Here is a 16,980-nt window from a genome sequence, read left to right as displayed (position 1 = left end):
AAGAAAGATCTTAGGCAAAGGCATTCCAAATATCACCATAAGGAGCTGTTTTCAAATTTTGAATGCAAATAATCACTCCATTCTTCCTGCCCCAGATAATACTGAGAAATCAATTGAAGCAGAAATGGCGCGGCTTTCACGTCTGTTATTAACCGTTGCTCCTTATGATGGTGTTAGACCCCTTCCCATCTCAGGTTTATATGTTGCACGTTATTCAAGTATAAACGTGGACTGCATAAAGACTCTCTACTTACCTTCTTTGGGGATAGTTGCACAAGGAGCAAAATCCATCACAGTGGGACAGGAGACATACCAAATCGAAAAATCTCAAATGTTGATGCATCCTGTCGCCCTGCCAGTTGCACTAAAGGCCATAAAGGCCAGCAAGGCCGAACCTCTTCTCGCTGTCAGGCTGGATTTAAGCCCTCAAAGAATTGCAGAGCTAGTTTTGAAAGTATATCCTCATGGCCTTCCACCGATTCGTCAATGGAGTGCAGGTTACGTAGTAAATGCTGATGTGAGCTTTGTCAACGCAGTAACGAGGTTGCTGGAATGCCTGGAAAAACCCGGCGATGTTGAATTGCTTAGCCCCCTTATTATGGACGAAATTTTAATCCGCCTTCTTCGCAGTCCAATTGGCATTCATGTTGCCGAAATGGGTTTTGCAGACTCAGATGTACATCAAGTTGCAGAGGCGATCGCCTGGCTTCGTGAAAATTATTCTCAGTCTGTTAAAGTTACGGATTTGGCTGAGCTGACACATATGAGTGTATCATCTTTCCATGATCATTTTAAAGCTGTTACATCGATGACCCCCATGCAATATCAAAAAGCATTACGTTTACAGGAAGCAAGGCGCTTGATGCTTTCCCGCGAAATGGATGCAACGACGGCTTGTAGAATAGTAGGATACGTGAGTAATTCTCAGTTTAGCCGTGATTACAGTGTTTTTTTCGGAGCCTCACCCAGAAGAGATATAGCCAGATTGCGTCAACAATCCCAGAGATCGGAGTGACCTAGACAACGGCAATATGTTTGGTCCACAATATTTGAATCCCTTCTGTTTTTCCTAAAGTTAATCGGATTTACGCTTTCTATTATGCTCGCTATCGAAAGGCAGCGGGCATTTATTTGTACGATCTCACTGCATGTCGCTAAGCGGCATCGCCGATGAATGGAAAATTTATTTACCAGAAAAGAAAATGCTATTTTCAGCAGTATACTTTCTTCTGGCATAAGTACAACGGGGATCAAAAAAAGCTCTGGAGAATTAGGCAAAAAGAAAAGTGAAATAGGCAAATATCATAATCTAAGAACTTTTATAATAAATATAGCCCTTGACTAGCGGGCATCTCATTCATGCCTTCTAGTCCAAGCAGCTCCGTAATTAGATTCCCCTGAAAAACTAACCGATATTTTCAAAATGGCCAAAATAAAAGGAATTCCCAAGGATTTGGTAGAAATTTAGAAGTGACAAGCAACCAAATTCTACTACCCTTTTGGAGAATTCCTAGTTTTTAGATTCTCCAAGAGGGTGAAAAAATCCTTTCAGGGGGTCAAAAAATGTTACGTCTTCACAATGAGCAACTTACTATTTGGGATTTTGCTTTACCTGAGCAAGTTCTAGAACTAAGCAAGGAATTAAAGACTATCGATGAACTTCTGGATGATGAGAAATTTATGCGGCCTTTCCTTTCTCGTTGGAATATACGTATTGGCCGACCGACAGTTCCTGTCGAAACCTTTCTTCGTCTCATGTACCTTAAGTTCCGTTATGAGTTTGGTTATGAAACTCTCGTTGCAGAGGTTAGTGACAGCATTAAATGGCGTCGCTTTTGTCGAATTAACTTAGATGCGACAGTTCCTCATAGTACGACCTTGATTAAACTGACTCAAAAGTATGGAGAAGACATCGTTGAACAGCTTAATGAAGCTCTCGTTGTTAAGGCTTCTCAAGACAAGATTACTCGGAGCCGGAGACTTCGCACGGACACAACGGTGACGGAATCCAATATTCATTACCCTACGGATGCTCAGCTCTTGGCCGATGCTATTAAATCGATAACACGCCAAGCTCAAAGCCTTCGAGAAACTGCGGGTTCGACGATGCCCAAGATGATTGAACGCTGTCGTTCAGCGAAGAAGCGAATTTTGGAAATCGGTAAAACACTTAAGCGGCGTAATCATCAGGCTGTTGAAGAAGTTCGTAAGATTACCGATAAATTAGTTGATAAAGCCATTGAAACTATGACTAACGCCCATCAGATTATGGATAAAGCCGAAGAAGCTCTAGGCGAGCAGATGAGCAACACTACAAAACGCAAGATTGAGAAACTCGATAAGGTCATAGTCACCGCCGACAAAATTGTGAATCAAACACTAAAAGTCAACGGCGGAAACACCCACATTTCGAATCGAGTGATTAGTCTTCATGATCCAGATGCACGGCCGATTCAAAAAGGGAAATTAAAGAGTCCGACAGAGTTTGGCTATAAAACAGAGATCACAGAAAATGAAGACCGCATTATAACCGATTATAAAGTTCATGTTGGAAATCCTAGTGATGACAGTCTTTTGGTAGAAACTGTTAAACGTCATATTTCTAAAACAGGAAAAGTGCCATATTCAATCGCTACCGACAGAGGTTACAGCAGCGGTAAGAACCAAAAAGAACTGACTGACCTAGGAATCAAACGAATATCGATGCCTAAAAAGGGCAAGAAGAGTAAAGCACAGGCATCTCACGAAAAGCAGAGATGGTTCCGACGATTGCAAGCTTGGAGAGCTGGCGGAGAAGGTACCATAAGCATTTTGAAACGGAAATATGGTCTAGGGAGAAGTCTGTCCCGAGGCCACCAAGGTGTAAGTACCTGGGTGGGATTTGGGATATTAACCTACAATTTGAGACGAATAGCGGCCCTGATTTAGAGGAAACCGAGAAATGGCAAGGGGTATTTGAGTATAAAGCTTAAAAACTATGTTGTTTCCAGACGAGTTTAAAACGAGTATTTTTTAACCGACTTTTTCAGGGGAATCTAATTAAGAAGATTTACATTATTAGATGACATCAGGGAGGAAAGAAATGATGAAAGTAATGGCTTTCGTTGGAAGTCCTAGGAAAGGTGGAAACACCTCGAAAATTGTTAATTCTATTTGCACGGGCCTTAAAGAGAATGGGCATGCGGTTGAAGTTTATTATTTATCGGAGCTTGATAATGTGGGATGCAAAGCCTGTGACTCATGTCAGGCAAATAAAGTCGAATATTGTGCAATAAATGACAAGATGACCACCCTTTTACCAAAAATAGCGGATGCAGACTGCATTATTGTGGGGACGCCGGTCTATATGCTGCAATTGAGCGGGATCACGAAGAATTTTCTCGACAGATTATTTACTTTCTATAGACGGTCCAATCATACTGCAAGATACTTGCCAGGGAAAAAATATATGACGGTTACTTGTAATGGTGCACCAGCAGAAGCATTCGGAAATGTTACGGAGTACCTCAATCAGCTCTTTAACGGTTCATTTAAAATGAAGAATGTCGGAAATATAATAACGGGTAATTTAACGAATAAAGATGATATCTTAAAACAACAAGGAGTTTTAGAGCAAGCCGAAGAACTGGGGCGAAAACTAAGTTAATTAAGCTCAATCATAACTGTCATTAAGAATAAATCAAAAGTCTCTAAAAACTCATACACTTTCGGTGCTTGGCTTTTTTCATAGTTCCTCCCCCAAAAGAAATACACCTTTACCTGTTTGATATAGAAACAGGTAAAGGTGTTTGTTCATCTAATGTAAGTTATTATCTGCCAAATTGCAATGAACGAAGCATTGTGATAGCTCAGGCAGATGAAGGAATCGCTCAATTAAGATATTTCCTGCTTGAGCCTGAAACTCGCGGTGCGGGTTTGGGGCGCAAACTTGTTGATATGGCTCTGGCCTTTTGCCGAGAAAAAGGCTATAAACAAGTTTTTCTTGAAACGATTTGTTTTCTTGAAGCGGCTAGGCATATTTATGCAAGCAAAGGATTCAAAATAACCAAAACCCATAAAAATCCGTCTTGGGGAGACGATGTAATTGAAGAACATTGGGATTTACTTTTATGAAGTAATACGCCAACGTTCTCCGGGGAACAAGTTAATGATGAAGCATTTCGAAATTTGCTTCAGGAAACCGTTTCGACTGCCATTCGCGCTTCTTCATTTAAGCTGTTGATTATTATGGAAGAAATCTTTCCACGGGTCATTGCCGCCGATCCTTCGGAGGGCTTCCGCCATATCGACACCGTTAGGAGTTACTGTGTCCAATTCTTCCCACGCAATGGGCATGGATACCCCCGCTCCTTTCCTTGCTCTCAAGGAATACGGGGCAATGCTGGTGGCGCCTCTGCCGTTGCGAATCCAGTCAATGAATATCTTGTTAGTACGCTTAGCCTTTCTTACATTACTTGTGTAGCGGTCAGGCCATTTCTTCTCCATTACTTCGGCTACTCGCCTGGCAAAATCGCGAAACCCTTCCCAGGCAACGGCAGGTTTTAAAGGGACAACCACGTGGTACCCTTTGCCGCCGCTGGTCTTAAGGTATGAGTTCAGGGAAAGCTCGGCAAGAATATTCTTCATATCCCGCACACCCTGTCGCACCCTGCTAAGTTCCATCCCCTCATCGGGGTCCAGATCAAATACCATCATATCCGGCTTTTCCAGCTCGTCGACATGGCTTCCCCAGATATGAAATTCCAGGGTACCCATTTGTGCTTCCGCTATCAGTCCAGATATATTCTCAATATAGAAGTAGTCTTCCATTTCTCCGCTGCCGGTTAAAATAGGGATAGTGACGATCCCTTTACTCCCAGGACCCGGATGCTTTTTATAGAAGCAAGTCTGTGAGATGCCCTTAGGGCAGCGTACAATGCTGAGGATCCTGCGTCTAACATAGGGCAGCATGCACTCTGCCACCTTAGCATAATACTTAACCACATCCCCTTTGGTTATTTCAGAGTCTGTAAAGATCACCTTGTCCGGATTGCTAATCTTTATTCCTTCGATGATGATACTGTTGGTGCTTGATTTCATGGTTCTCTCCACTTTTTTGCCGGATGATGGGGATGGCATTTCCTCATCCGTTTTTTCCTTTTTAATTTCTCTGGGATTTTTGTCCCTCCGCAGGCCTTTGAAGCTTGCTTGCCTTAAAAGATTATCGTTTGTCCATTCGGCATATTTAATTTCTGCGACCAGTAAGGGCTTAAGCCAGGTGATTTTTTCATTTGACCTGGGCTTGGGGACGGGCCGGAAAGATGACTCCTCTTTTTTAAGGCATGTAAATTCTTCCTCCAGCTCTTTCATATCGGCTTCGCTCAGTCCGGACCCGGCACGTCCTGCATAAACTAATTCCTCACCTTCATAGATGCCAAGGAGCAGAGAACTTATCCCGCTCGTTTTTCTATCAGTAAGAGTATATCCTCCGATGACAAATTCCTGTCTCGTATCGCATTTTAGTTTGATCCAGTCGCCGTTTCTTGTTCCCCTGTATACGGAATCGGCTTTTTTACCTACGATCCCTTCCATGTCTGCCTCACAGGCCGCACGGAAACTTTCCTTGCCGTTTCCTCTCATGTGACGGCTGTAATGGAGATTAATGGGGGCACCCTTCATTAAAGTTTCAAGGGTTTTCTTTCTGTCAATTAGACGGTGTCCCCGAAGGTCCGCTCCATCTAAGGCCAGGAGATCAAAGACGATATAGGTCAAGTTTTTAGTCTGATGATTTTTTAGATAGTTCTGCAAAGCTTGAAAATCCGTTTTACCCGCTTCGTCCGTGATGACCATTTCACCATCTAAAATCATTGCCCTTCCCGCAGCCCATTCTATAAGGGAATGGACCACTTCCTGAAATCGTTCGGTATAATCATTGCCGTTCCTGGTAACAAGGCGAACGCTGTTACCTTCAACATACGCCATTATCCTGTAACCATCGTATTTCAACTCATAAAGCCAATCCTCACCCTTAGGAACCGTGCTGACTAATTTAGCAAGCTGCACGTCGGTATTGTTGAAGGGATTACTCGTGAACTTTTCCTCTTCCCCATCTTCAATTTCCATCATGGTCCGTCCGGTTCTGATACTGGTGGTGAATTCTGATAGTTCTTTGTCCTTTTTAGTATATTCATCGTTCTCTTTAAGTAACAGCCAGTTATCCTGCTTCTCCTCAGCCTTACCTTTTAACCGCACAAGAGCCCATTTCCCCTTAAGCCTTCGCCCTTTCAGAACAAACTTCAGCATACCTGCACGGAGCCCGTCAGCTACATCCCCGTAAGGTTCCCAACTGCCTTCATCCCAGATCATAACAATTCCGCCGCCATATTCCCCTTTGGGAATCGTACCCTCAAAGTTTCTGTATTCCAAAGGATGATCTTCCATCTTTATTGCAAGCCTTTTGTCCCGAGTATCGTAGGAAGGGCCCTTGGGTACTGCCCAGCTCAAGAGTGTACCGTCCCATTCCAGGCGGAAATCGTAGTGATCTCTGCGGGCCAAATGGTGCTGGACGACATACCTTAGATCCGCTTGGGCTATTTCTGTTCTCCCTTCCGGTTCCAAGGTTCTTGTAAGATTTCTTTTTTGATTATATTCGTTGAGATTTGCGGTCATCTAATTACGCCGGTTCCTTTTCTTTTTTGCTATTGTTTCCAACTTAAATTATAAGTATCCGATCGTTTCCTATGTGCTTCCTAATAGAAGAAAGCTTGAAAATGTTTAGTACCAACATATGAGTTTTAATCAAGTTTCGCCTTTATCAGCTTCTTACTAAAATTTCAGGACGTTTTTTGAGTATTACGTTGGAATGTAGACTGCCCTGTCTACCGGTTTAGCTAAATAAGGGCCGACGGTTTCATTCCATGTTTTAAAATGCTCAGTTTTAAGATGATCGTCCATGGCCTGCTGGGAACTGTAAACCTCATAAAGCACAAATTTTGATGCATCATCTCGGCACTGAAAAAGGTCAAAACTCTCTATGCCTTCTTCCTGAAGGGAATTCCTTCGGTTTTCCTTAGTTGCCTCAATAAACGCCTTGATGTTTGACTCTTTGACATAGATGGTTACGATTTTAACTAACATATACCCTCTCTCCTTAAAACAAGATAAATATATACCGATTATATCTTGTAAATTTGCAAATTACACGCCTTCCCCATTTGCTTTTGAAGATACAAGCTGAGTTTACGAATCAATGGAACAATCACAGTTGAAAGCAAAGTGGTGATAATGGCACCCAATTTATTATTCGCCTGCAGCCTATTCAAGATTTTCTTCTGAAAGCTTACGATCTCAAAGAGATTATCGTAACTTCCGTCATAAGCAAAGGTTAGATTTGTAACTTTAATTTGAGACATAGTATTATCCTCCAGAGAAAAATTAAGAGCTGCAAGAAAGCTAATTCTCGCAGCTCGTTAATATACAGCAAAACCAACCCCATCTTGGGTGTAGTAGGGATGTATTATTTGAGTGAAAAAGATAGGAACTTTCTTGCTTAAGAACAACAAAATAAGTGGTAAAAATAACTGCACTAATTCATCATGTTTTATTTTAGCAAGAAAAATTACGCATCTTTTCAACTCCATTCTTCTGGTATTACATTTTTTACTACTACTTATCGCAAACAAAATCAATATGCTTTTTCATACTTTCAGAACCTCGCGTCATTCAAACGATACCTTTCCGCCAACATAATATCAAATTATTGAAAGTTGTTGGGCTGTTTGCAAGGGAGTTGCTGGAGCGGCATTTTGATCAATCTTTCTGTTTCAATATATAAAACTGTATTTTAATATTTATCATTTAATGTATCACATTATAAATGAATTGTCGAATATAAGTGAAACAATAAACTTTTTGATAAATCGTGTAAAAGCGGTTAAACTTTATATATATTTTCTTTTCACAAAATTCTTTGATCTAAAGGAGGATGATCCAATTGTTAGCTAAAGAATATCTTGACAGAGTAAGTTGCGGGCCTCCATGTTCTGTCTTAACTAGAAACTAATCACTCTACTATGAACTGACTAACTATCTTGATAGGAAGGAAGGGGTTTTCGATGCCTTGGACACAGAATTATTCAGCATTGGCTGGTAATGTTGGATTAACTTCACTCGCTGTAGCAGTACCTATCCTCTATTTGTTTTGGGCTTTAGCTGTTAAAAAAATGACGGGGCACATTGCTGGGGTAACCACTCTTATATTAACTATTCTAGATGTTGTTATCGTTTACAAAATGCCTGTTTCAATGGCGATATCTGCCAGCATCTTGGGTGTTTTTAATGGACTCTTCCCGATTGCCTGGATTGTATTTTCGGCTGTCTTTCTCTATAATTTGGTCGTTGAAGCAGGGCAATTCGATATCATTAAATCATCAATCGCATCGCTCTCCAACGACCGACGACTTCAAACCTTGTTAATTGCTTTTTCCTTTGGTGCGTTTCTTGAAGGTGCAGCTGGTTTTGGCGCACCGGTTGCTATTGCTGGGGCTATTCTTATCGGCTTAGGGTTTGAACCTCTATATGCTGCAGGACTCTGCTTAATCGCGGACACTGCTCCTGTAGCATTTGGCGGCATTGGCAGCCCAATTATCGCTGCAGCTTCAGTTACAGGAATCAGCGCCAATGTTATTTCCCAAGCAGTCGGACGTCAACTGCCATTCCTTTCTGTTTTGGTTCCTATGTATCTTATCATTGTGCTGGCTGGATGGAAGAAAACCGTTGAAGTGCTTCCAGCAGTCCTTATAGCTGGTGGTTCGTTTGCTATAACACAATTTTTATCCTCAAATTATTTAGGAGCTTATCTCCCTGACATCATCTCTTCTCTTGTATCTCTTGTCTGCACAGCAGCTTTTCTTAAAGTTTGGAAACCAAAAACTATTTGGCGTTTCCCGCATGAAAAAGACACTGAAACAGGAACCACTGTCAAATATACGGGAGCTCAAATTTTGAAGGCTTGGACTCCATTTATTATCTTAACCATCTTTGTTGGAATTTGGGGTGTACCTGCTTTTAAAGATTTCGTTGCAAAAGATCTGAGATGGTTTATCAATATTAAACATTGGCCGGGTCTTGATGGCTTAATTTATAAAGCAGCACCTATTGTTCCCAAACCTACTCTTTATCCTGCGAACTATGAATGGGATTTCTTCTCTGCCGCAGGAACAGCCATTCTTTTGGCGGCTATCATTTCGTCCTTTGTCCTCGGACTGAAGCCATCCAAGACGATCAGAGTTTTTGGAGCGACATTCAAGCAACTTCTCTATCCGATTATTATGATGGGTTCTGTATTAGGAATCGCTTATCTGGCGAACTACTCTGGAATGTCATTTACACTTGGTTTACTGTTCGCTTCCACCGGAAAAATCTTCCCGTTCCTGTCTCCTATCTTGGGATGGTTGGGTGTATTCTTAACTGGTTCGGACACATCTTCCAACGCCTTGTTTGGCAAACTGCAAATGACAACTGCTTCGCAGTTAGGCTTAAACCCAGTCTTGGCTGTTTCGGCAAACAGTTCCGGAGGTGTTATGGGTAAAATGATTTCTCCACAATCTTTGGCTGTTGCAGCAGCGGGTACCAATCAAGTCGGTAATGAATCAAGTTTGTTCCGTTTTACCTTTAAACATTCTCTCGGTTTTGTAGTTATTGTCGGCATAATCATTGTACTTCAGGCTTACGTTTTCCCAGGTATGTTACCCCACGTGTCGCTTGCACTTCAGTAACATTCAATACGCATAAGAAGACTGTCCTTTTTGATTAGGACAGTCTTCTTTTTGGTTGTAAGCAAATTTCAAGAAGATAACATCGTCCATGTGATATCCATAGATACAATATAAAATATGAAGCGATTTAAACGATGCTCATTCTATAAAATAAAGAAAACTTAGCTGGCGCTAAGCCTCCGGCGAAAGCGGCAGGTTAGTTGCACTTATGCCAGAGGAAAGTATTTAACCAAAAGTTATACTTTCTGATAGTACGATGAAAAGTCCGGTACGACCGGACCTCCTATGTTCATAATTGTATTAATTGTTGAGTATAGGTAGTTGAAGCGAAAAATTGAGTCCAAAAGTCTATCGGGCTCAATTTAATTGACATAATGATCGTATCGTTCTTTGCAAAAGAAGTTTAGAAATAGAAAGCTTTAAGCGCTTCAAGCAATTTCTTCATGGCTGAGATATCTTTAATCGCTACTCTGATAAAGTTCCCCTCTAAGCCAGCAAAATTTCGGCAATCCCGGACAAGAATTCCCCTCTCCCCAAGATATTGAATTAATTTAGAAATTGAAGAATCGAGAATCTCAAGCAAGGAGAAGTTTACTGTGGTGGGAAGAAGCTTCAATTGAGTAAAACCCAGTGATTCAAATTGTTGATAAAAATAGGATCTGCTCTCTTCGATTTTATGGCGAACATCCCTAGAATACGACTGATCCATTAAGGCAGAAATCCCTGCTTTTTGAGCAAGGACATTAACAGACCAAGGATCCCGGTAGCCTTCAAATCGGTCTAACATTGATCTAGAGGCATAAGCTGCACCCAAACGCAAGCCGGGGATGCTATAGAACTTTGTTAAAGAATATAAAACTATGAGATGTTTATGCCTTGTTAAATAAGAACGAGCAGATTTATACTGTCCTTCCGGTAAAAAATCAAAGAATGACTCGTCGAAGAGAATTTTACAGCCCATTTCGCTGCTGAGTTTTAGGATACTTTCAAAAGTTTTCTCTTGAAGAATACTTCCTGTTGGATTATGGGGAGAACAAAGAAATAGAAGATCACATTCCCGAAGATATTCCTTCCATTGTTCCTCTGAAAAATGATACCCGTTCCATCCCTCTGCTCCCAAAGGGATATAACTAACTTGAGCCCCTACAGAGTATGCTGCTCGTTCATATTCACTAAAGGTTGGCAAAGGAATGGCGACTTTTCGAGGCTTTAGGGCATTTACGATGGTAAAGATTAATTCCCCGGCGCCATTGCCAACCATGATTTCCTCAAGAGGTAATCCTAATTGACCCGCAAGAGTTGTTCTTAAGGCCAAGCATTCGGGATCGGGATAACTTACTATTTCCTTAAGACTTTCTTTCAGGCAATCCCATACTCCTTGAGGAGGTCCAAAGGGATTAATATTAGCGGATAAATCAACGAATTCACGTTGGCCAAAATTTTCTTGAGCTTTTCTAAGATTACCGCCGTGCACAACCTCACCCCGCATTTTCTGCAAACCGCAGCTTATTTATAATGATTCCTCCAGGATGGCTTTTAAAGAAATCAAGGTAAACCGGATTGAACCGTCGTTGAATTTCACACCGTAAATCATTGTGAAAGGTACGTTCCACAGATTCCGAAGAAGGAAAAACGCCTGCCAGTAAGGTTCCGCTATGAGCTGTAACGACACCCAAGCCATTATTTTTTAAAACCCAATCTAAAAACGGTTTGAATTGTGGTTTAGGATTCATCTCTAAATTGCACTGGGCACTCATTGTCCCGGCTATGGCCAATTTTTCTAAATCCCCTTGCTCAATCCCTTCACAAGCCAATTTATAGGCTCTGCCAATGGTCTCTTCGAAACGCCGGTAATGTTCGCTGAGTCCCGGTCGGGCATTGAAGAGTTTAGTATCGATTGAACCGCCCCAATCCAAAGCTAAAAATATAGCAGGCACGGTAGTTCCTAAAATTTTATAGTTATGTCCTTGAACATGATCAAACGCTGTGATTCCCGGAAACATCACACTATCGCTAGGCTCAATGCGCATAGCCAGTTTCATCAATTGTTCAGATGAAGGATTTTGGTTTAAGGCCAGCAAAAGAGCTGCTGCTGCTGCAGAAATATCGGCTGTTGAACTGGCCATCCCTTTCCCTTCCGGCAACTGTTGAAGAAACTCGACTTCTCCTCCTAATGCCGGCAGGTCCAAATCTTCTTTAAGAAAATTCAAGACTTGAAGCACTTTTGTTTTCTGTGAAGGAAGCTCCCAACGGTTACTAAATAAGTCAACGGTCACTCTGATCTCGGAAAAACGGTCAATAGGACAATCGACTAGAAAAGGGATTCCCTTGTGAGCCCCCTGTACCCATTCTCCGCATGTTCCCGGACACCGAGCAAGCCCCACCGAGACATTCATTAATACTCAATCCCCCTACGACTGTGTACCCCCTGGGCAAAGGGATGCTTAATCAAGTTTAAGTCCCACCATGAATCCACCCAGGAGTCTATTGCTTCGGGCATTCCCCGTCCGGTCAGAATCCAACTTATAGAAATATTATCAGCAAGAAGTTCCTGTAATTGCTTAAGGTTTAAAAAACCTCTATTAATTGCATGACTAACTTCATCTAATATAATGAGATCATAGCTGTTGCTTTTAGCTTCTTTAAGGACATATTCATAGGCCATGTTTACAAGACCATGAGCTATCTCCGGGTCTCGATTTTGACGAAAGCATTCACCACACCCTGTGCAATGCTTCAGACCAGTGCGTATCATTCCCGACCAACGGCATCCTACTCCGAACTGAAGAAGAGGAATTCCTAATTGATTTAGGGCCATAATTTCACCGCTATACGTGCTCCCCTTGAGAAATTGTACCATAAGGACCTTTTTGCCTTCGGAATAGGCAAGAATTGCATCCCCAATGGCTGATGTAGTTTTCCCTTTTCCCTGGCCCGTGTAGACTGTAATCATGATGATCGTCTCCTCTCATGAGAGGAAAACCAGTGCTGCATTAACTCCGGTTGTCCGGCAAAATTAAGATGGAGATAAGAAGCCACAAGATTATCCCGGGCATACCCTTCCAGGCGATCCGCCTGGTCTCCTTTATACAGTTCATAAACTGCCGGAACCTCGGACTCATAAGTAACTCGTGAGTAATGGAACTCATGGCCTTGAACCATAGTTCCTCTGGGTCCGAGAAAATTATCTTCCCTGAAAACACCTTTGCGATAACCAATACCTTGCAAACGTTTTGTCATTTCTGCTTTCATGGGGATGAGACCGGCCATGGGGAGTTCTGTACCATCAAAACTTGTAATTGATTTTCCTAAGTACATATAGCCGCCGCATTCCGCATAAATGGGTTTTCCGCTTGCCGCAAAGTTGCGAAGAGACTCAAGAAAGGAAACATTAGCACTCAATTCTTTTAGATGCAGTTCCGGGAAACCACCGCCAAGAAAAATCCCATCGAGATCTTTCGGCAGCGATTGATCGTGCAAAGGGCTGAAGGGTACGACGGAACAGTTCAAGCCTGCGGCCATATCCAGAGCATCCTGGTAATAAAATAAGAAAGCCTCATCCCAAGCTAAACCTAAGCGAAATCTATGGTTGGAAACATCAAAGTCTGAGGCTAAGCTTCCCTTACTTTTGGCAATGCCGGATTCCCTGCCGCCAGCAACTGTAACTTTATCTAGATTGTCAAAGTTCTCTCTGGTATTTGAGTGACTATTGTTCAAAATTTCGTTGTTGTCAGATGAGTTTAAATCCAAAGATAAATAATCATAAATGTCTGCTCGAGATGTTTCCGGAAAATCAGGTGCCTTAAGCATGATTTTCTCAATCTGCTCAAGATCTAGATAAGTTCCAATAAATTCAGCCAGAGACTCAATATATCCTTCCAGCAAGCCGCCTTCGCCAACAGGAATTAACCCCAAATGCCGTTCCGGCAGGTGAAGAGATGTTTCCTTCGGAAGGACCCCAAGTACAGGGATTTGCAGTTCTATAAGAGCGTCTCGCAGTATTTTTTCCTGAGCCGAGGACTTGACCCGATTAAGGATAACGCCTTGCAGGTTCACTTCAGGATCATAAGTTTTGAATCCATGTACCAAGGCTGCTACACTGCGGGACATGGAAGAAGCATCAACAATAAGTAATATTGGGGCTTTGAGAAGCTTCGCTACATCTGCCGTACTCCCAAAACCTGCGGTCCCGCTCATACCGTCGAACATTCCCATAACACCTTCGATCACTGCCCAACGTTCCTGAGAACTTTGCAGAAAGGCCGGAAGAAGGCGCTCTCCCAGCAGCCAACGGTCAAGATTACGGGAAGGCCTGCCGGTAGCAGCCGCATGATAACTGGGATCAATATAGTCAGGACCGACCTTATACCCTTGAATCGGACGCTGGCGTTTATTTAACGCTGCCATCAATCCCGTTGCCAGAGTAGTTTTGCCCACGCCGCTGTGGGTACCCGCCAGGACTATGCGAGGAATCTTCACGCCGCTGCCCCCTCTTCTAAAAAAGTTAGTTCCTTTCAAGACACTAGAAATTAAAAGCTGCTATGAATAGATAGTTTAAAGAGAATATGACTAAAGAATAAGTCATACTCACAAATATTATTGTTTGGCGCCAGATTCACTTTGGTTAACTTACCCAATAAGCTAAACCTAAAGCCGGGAGCAGTGACAGCCATGTGGCTGATCTGACAAGCTTTTGGCAAAGAACTATGTCTCTGAAGTTCGAGACATGCATAACATCTCCCATTTCTGCTCGATGATGAGAACGGCCATGGTAAATATTGATTCCGCCAAGCTGAACTCCCAATAATCCGGCCACAACACTTTCAGGATTTCCGCCATTAGGGCTGGGATGACCTGAAGCATCTCGCTGCCAAATTTTATAGGCCCGTCTGACCGGAAGTCTCTGTAACCATCCTGCCATGAGCAAAAAGAATACCGATAAACGTGCCGGGATGTAATTTGCCCAATCGTCCGTTCGTGCTGAAAACCAGCCAAAGTCTTCATACTGTTCATTGCGATAGCCTACCATGGAATCCAAGGTACTAATAGCTTTAAAAGCCATTGCCAGGGGAGCCCCTCCCAAGGCTGCGTAAAAAAGCGGCGACAGAATTCCATCCACGAAGTTTTCAGCCAGAGTTTCCAGCGTGCCACGGACAATATCCTTTTCGCTAAGATTAGAAGTATCACGACTGACAAACCAAGAAAGTTTGACTCGTGCCTCTTCCAAATCGCCTCGTTCAAGGGGTTTCAGAACACTTTGTCCCGCATCCAGGAGGGATTTGCCGGCCAGGGTTGTAAAAACAAAATAAGCGCTGATGATGAAACCCAATATCGGATGGATCGTCTTTACTCCATATATAATAGCCCAGGTCAAAAAATAAGTGCCGCCGACAATTAAAAATGTAAGCAAAACTCCTTTTATGCGCCTCGATCTTCCTGGGCCATGATTAAGCAGTCCCTCTAAAAGGGCTATGGTTTTACCGATCATCACGACGGGATGAGGCCAATTCGGCGGGTCACCGATCATTTGATCGAGAATAAAACCCAGTAAAACCACAAGGGTCAAATAATGAATTTCTGTCATCATCCATCATCCTTCTCCTAGCAATTTTCTTTAATGGATGATTTCCCAATTACAGAAACTTTAGCTGCATTTGAAAATTCCTGATCGTCATTTGGCGGCAGTCCCATAATCCTGCGGATACGCTCAACATCAACATTCTGACGTACGAGATCAGCTAATTCATTAAAAGCTGATTCCCTCAGGGCCGCCTGAGACTGAGTCGCTTCACTGGGACGAATGCGGTCTTTACGCTGCCAAAGCCAATTCAGAAGAGAAGTCCTTAACTGATCATTGTCAAAAATCCCGTGCAGATACGTTCCGTAACCATTCCCTGCCTGTAATCCGTCAGGATATGATACACCGTTAGACGTTAATTCAAATAGCGGTTCTTGATCTTCATCAGGGATAGAACGCCCCATATGGATCTCATAGCCTGCCACAGACTCTCCGGTACAACCTTGAAAAAAGGTTCCCGTCGATCGGATGGTCCCTTTACTTTGGACCGTATGTTTTTGCGGGTAAAATTCGGTGACCATGGGGAGAATTCCCAGTCCGGGCACTTCTTCCAGATCGGATTCCGTATGAAGAGGGTCCTTCACTAATCGCCCCATCATTTGGTAGCCTCCGCAGATCCCAAGGATAGGAAGATCTTCTTTCCAAGACTTATATATCTGATTTCCCAACCCGCTTTCGTGTAAAAAGCGTAAGTCAGCGAGAGTGTTTTTACTGCCAGGAATAACGATTAAATCCGGGTTCCCTAAATTGCCAAGTTCTGTAACATAGTGCACACAGACATCAGGCTCGTCCTGCAAGGCATCAAAATCAGTAAAGTTAGAAATATAGGGCAAGCGAATCACCGCAATATCCAGTTGATCAACGGAGGAAACAGCAGGTTTTTCCGCAGCTTCGCTGATAGCTACAGAATCTTCGTCCGGAATCCGTATTTTAAAATAGGGAACAACACCCACTACAGGTATTCCTGTTCTTTCTTCAATAAAATCTAAGGCCGGCTGAAGAAGAGCCAGTTCCCCCCGAAATTTATTAAAGATAATTCCCTTAATCAAAGCCCGTTCTTCCGGTTCTATTAATTCTAAGGTCCCCACCACGGAGGCCAAGGCTCCGCCCCGGTCGATGTCGGCGACGAGTAAGACGGGCGACTTCGCTTCCATGGCTACGCGCATATTTACGATGTCGTTGGATTTAAGATTTACTTCCGCTGGGCTGCCTGCCCCTTCGATAACAACGATTTCATAGTCATTGAGCAATTCGTGCAGTGCCTTTTGGGCATGAGGCCAAGTCAAGCGCTGGTATTCCCCATGATAACGCAGGGCTGTCACATTCCCTTGGGAAACTCCCATAATGACGACTTGAGAACCTTTGGGACCGCTGGGTTTCAATAATATAGGATTCATACGCACATCAGGATCGACACCCGCCGCTTGAGCCTGAACCACTTGAGCACGTCCCATTTCACCCCCTGCTGCAGTAACAAAGGAATTAAGGGCCATATTTTGGGCTTTAAAAGGACTGACCCGGTAACCTTCCTGGTAAAAGATCCGGCAGAAGGCGGCGGCTAACACGCTTTTCCCCACGCTGGAGGAGGTTCCCTGGATCATGAGTCTGGCTGCCGGTTGTTTCTCTGGAGACATATCCTCACCCTCT

General features: G+C 43.0%; 15 protein-coding genes. 6 read left to right on the top strand and 9 right to left on the bottom strand.

Going from position 1 to position 16,980, the window contains the following annotated elements; translation table 11 throughout:
- Positions 1 to 58 precede the first annotated feature (58 nt).
- The 5 genes from DESACI_RS11685 (at position 59) to DESACI_RS11670 (ending at position 4,113) form a co-directional block, all read left to right on the top strand.
- Positions 59 to 1,015, top strand: a complete 957-nt coding sequence (locus DESACI_RS11685) for an AraC family transcriptional regulator (protein ID WP_014827403.1) — start codon at positions 59 to 61, stop codon at positions 1,013 to 1,015.
- Between the two features lie 159 nt (positions 1,016 to 1,174).
- Positions 1,175 to 1,345 carry a hypothetical protein gene (locus DESACI_RS24540; RefSeq protein ID WP_158310173.1) on the top strand — a complete coding sequence of 57 codons (171 nt, stop codon included), beginning with the start codon at positions 1,175 to 1,177 and terminating at the stop codon, positions 1,343 to 1,345.
- 218 nt (positions 1,346 to 1,563) lie between these two features.
- The gene (locus tag DESACI_RS11680) at positions 1,564 to 2,928 is read left to right on the top strand and encodes an ISNCY-like element ISDsac1 family transposase (RefSeq protein WP_014827402.1); all 1,365 of its coding nucleotides are present in this window, start codon (positions 1,564 to 1,566) and stop codon (positions 2,926 to 2,928) included.
- A gap of 154 nt (positions 2,929 to 3,082) precedes the next feature.
- Entirely contained in the window at positions 3,083 to 3,646 is a 564-nt protein-coding gene (locus DESACI_RS11675; RefSeq protein ID WP_014827401.1) for a flavodoxin family protein, read from the top strand.
- A gap of 68 nt (positions 3,647 to 3,714) precedes the next feature.
- Positions 3,715 to 4,113: a GNAT family N-acetyltransferase gene (locus DESACI_RS11670; protein ID WP_041276063.1), complete on the top strand. Its 399-nt coding sequence runs from the start codon at positions 3,715 to 3,717 to the stop codon at positions 4,111 to 4,113.
- 93 nt (positions 4,114 to 4,206) lie between these two features.
- Here the strand turns inward: DESACI_RS11670 and ligD are convergent, their stop codons facing one another.
- The 3 genes from ligD to DESACI_RS11655 form a co-directional block, all read right to left on the bottom strand.
- Complete coding sequence (gene ligD / locus DESACI_RS11665) at positions 4,207 to 6,648, bottom strand: DNA ligase D (RefSeq protein ID WP_014827400.1); 2,442 nt, start codon at positions 6,646 to 6,648, stop codon at positions 4,207 to 4,209.
- Between the two features lie 183 nt (positions 6,649 to 6,831).
- Positions 6,832 to 7,116, bottom strand: a complete 285-nt coding sequence (locus DESACI_RS11660) for a putative quinol monooxygenase (protein WP_014827399.1) — start codon at positions 7,114 to 7,116, stop codon at positions 6,832 to 6,834.
- A 38-nt stretch (positions 7,117 to 7,154) separates the two neighbouring features.
- Positions 7,155 to 7,391 carry a hypothetical protein gene (locus DESACI_RS11655; RefSeq protein ID WP_014827398.1) on the bottom strand — a complete coding sequence of 79 codons (237 nt, stop codon included), beginning with the start codon at positions 7,389 to 7,391 and terminating at the stop codon, positions 7,155 to 7,157.
- Between the two features lie 702 nt (positions 7,392 to 8,093).
- Between DESACI_RS11655 and DESACI_RS11650 the strand changes: the two genes are divergently transcribed.
- Positions 8,094 to 9,755 carry an L-lactate permease gene (locus DESACI_RS11650; protein ID WP_014827397.1) on the top strand — a complete coding sequence of 554 codons (1,662 nt, stop codon included), beginning with the start codon at positions 8,094 to 8,096 and terminating at the stop codon, positions 9,753 to 9,755.
- A 403-nt stretch (positions 9,756 to 10,158) separates the two neighbouring features.
- Here the strand turns inward: DESACI_RS11650 and cobD are convergent, their stop codons facing one another.
- The 6 genes from cobD to DESACI_RS11620 form a co-directional block, all read right to left on the bottom strand.
- Positions 10,159 to 11,244, bottom strand: a complete 1,086-nt coding sequence (cobD, locus tag DESACI_RS11645; RefSeq protein ID WP_014827396.1) for a threonine-phosphate decarboxylase CobD — start codon at positions 11,242 to 11,244, stop codon at positions 10,159 to 10,161.
- Positions 11,234 to 12,151, bottom strand: a complete 918-nt coding sequence (locus DESACI_RS11640; RefSeq protein WP_014827395.1) for a GHMP family kinase ATP-binding protein — start codon at positions 12,149 to 12,151, stop codon at positions 11,234 to 11,236. The genes cobD and DESACI_RS11640 overlap by 11 nt, the downstream gene beginning before the upstream one ends.
- Positions 12,151 to 12,708, bottom strand: a complete 558-nt coding sequence (locus tag DESACI_RS11635) for a cob(I)yrinic acid a,c-diamide adenosyltransferase (protein WP_014827394.1) — start codon at positions 12,706 to 12,708, stop codon at positions 12,151 to 12,153. The genes DESACI_RS11640 and DESACI_RS11635 overlap by 1 nt, the downstream gene beginning before the upstream one ends.
- Positions 12,705 to 14,234 carry a cobyrinic acid a,c-diamide synthase CobB gene (locus DESACI_RS11630; RefSeq protein WP_014827393.1) on the bottom strand — a complete coding sequence of 510 codons (1,530 nt, stop codon included), beginning with the start codon at positions 14,232 to 14,234 and terminating at the stop codon, positions 12,705 to 12,707. The genes DESACI_RS11635 and DESACI_RS11630 overlap by 4 nt, the downstream gene beginning before the upstream one ends.
- A 145-nt stretch (positions 14,235 to 14,379) precedes the next feature.
- Positions 14,380 to 15,339 carry an adenosylcobinamide-phosphate synthase CbiB gene (cbiB, locus tag DESACI_RS11625; RefSeq protein ID WP_014827392.1) on the bottom strand — a complete coding sequence of 320 codons (960 nt, stop codon included), beginning with the start codon at positions 15,337 to 15,339 and terminating at the stop codon, positions 14,380 to 14,382.
- 17 nt (positions 15,340 to 15,356) lie between these two features.
- Positions 15,357 to 16,967 carry a cobyric acid synthase gene (locus DESACI_RS11620; RefSeq protein ID WP_014827391.1) on the bottom strand — a complete coding sequence of 537 codons (1,611 nt, stop codon included), beginning with the start codon at positions 16,965 to 16,967 and terminating at the stop codon, positions 15,357 to 15,359.
- Positions 16,968 to 16,980: the final 13 nt, after the last annotated feature.

Source organism: Desulfosporosinus acidiphilus SJ4, assembly GCF_000255115.2.
Lineage (GTDB): Bacteria > Bacillota > Desulfitobacteriia > Desulfitobacteriales > Desulfitobacteriaceae > Desulfosporosinus > Desulfosporosinus acidiphilus.
The sequence above is the reverse complement of the archived record's forward strand: the minus strand, read 5'-3'. Positions and strand labels throughout refer to the sequence as shown.

What these genes read in the sequence shown, in the direction of transcription:
- DESACI_RS11620 (WP_014827391.1), bottom strand. Translation starts at nt 16,967, where the DNA reads ATGTCTCCAGAGAAACAACCGGCAGCCAGACTCATGATCCAGGGAACC.
- DESACI_RS11650 (WP_014827397.1), top strand. Translation starts at nt 8,094, where the DNA reads ATGCCTTGGACACAGAATTATTCAGCATTGGCTGGTAATGTTGGATTA.
- DESACI_RS11655 (WP_014827398.1), bottom strand. Translation starts at nt 7,391, where the DNA reads ATGTCTCAAATTAAAGTTACAAATCTAACCTTTGCTTATGACGGAAGT.
- cobD (WP_014827396.1), bottom strand. Translation starts at nt 11,244, where the DNA reads ATGCGGGGTGAGGTTGTGCACGGCGGTAATCTTAGAAAAGCTCAAGAA.
- DESACI_RS11640 (WP_014827395.1), bottom strand. Translation starts at nt 12,151, where the DNA reads ATGAATGTCTCGGTGGGGCTTGCTCGGTGTCCGGGAACATGCGGAGAA.
- DESACI_RS11660 (WP_014827399.1), bottom strand. Translation starts at nt 7,116, where the DNA reads ATGTTAGTTAAAATCGTAACCATCTATGTCAAAGAGTCAAACATCAAG.
- ligD (WP_014827400.1), bottom strand. Translation starts at nt 6,648, where the DNA reads ATGACCGCAAATCTCAACGAATATAATCAAAAAAGAAATCTTACAAGA.
- cbiB (WP_014827392.1), bottom strand. Translation starts at nt 15,339, where the DNA reads ATGACAGAAATTCATTATTTGACCCTTGTGGTTTTACTGGGTTTTATT.
- DESACI_RS11635 (WP_014827394.1), bottom strand. Translation starts at nt 12,708, where the DNA reads ATGATTACAGTCTACACGGGCCAGGGAAAAGGGAAAACTACATCAGCC.
- DESACI_RS24540 (WP_158310173.1), top strand. Translation starts at nt 1,175, where the DNA reads ATGGAAAATTTATTTACCAGAAAAGAAAATGCTATTTTCAGCAGTATA.
- DESACI_RS11680 (WP_014827402.1), top strand. Translation starts at nt 1,564, where the DNA reads ATGTTACGTCTTCACAATGAGCAACTTACTATTTGGGATTTTGCTTTA.
- DESACI_RS11675 (WP_014827401.1), top strand. Translation starts at nt 3,083, where the DNA reads ATGATGAAAGTAATGGCTTTCGTTGGAAGTCCTAGGAAAGGTGGAAAC.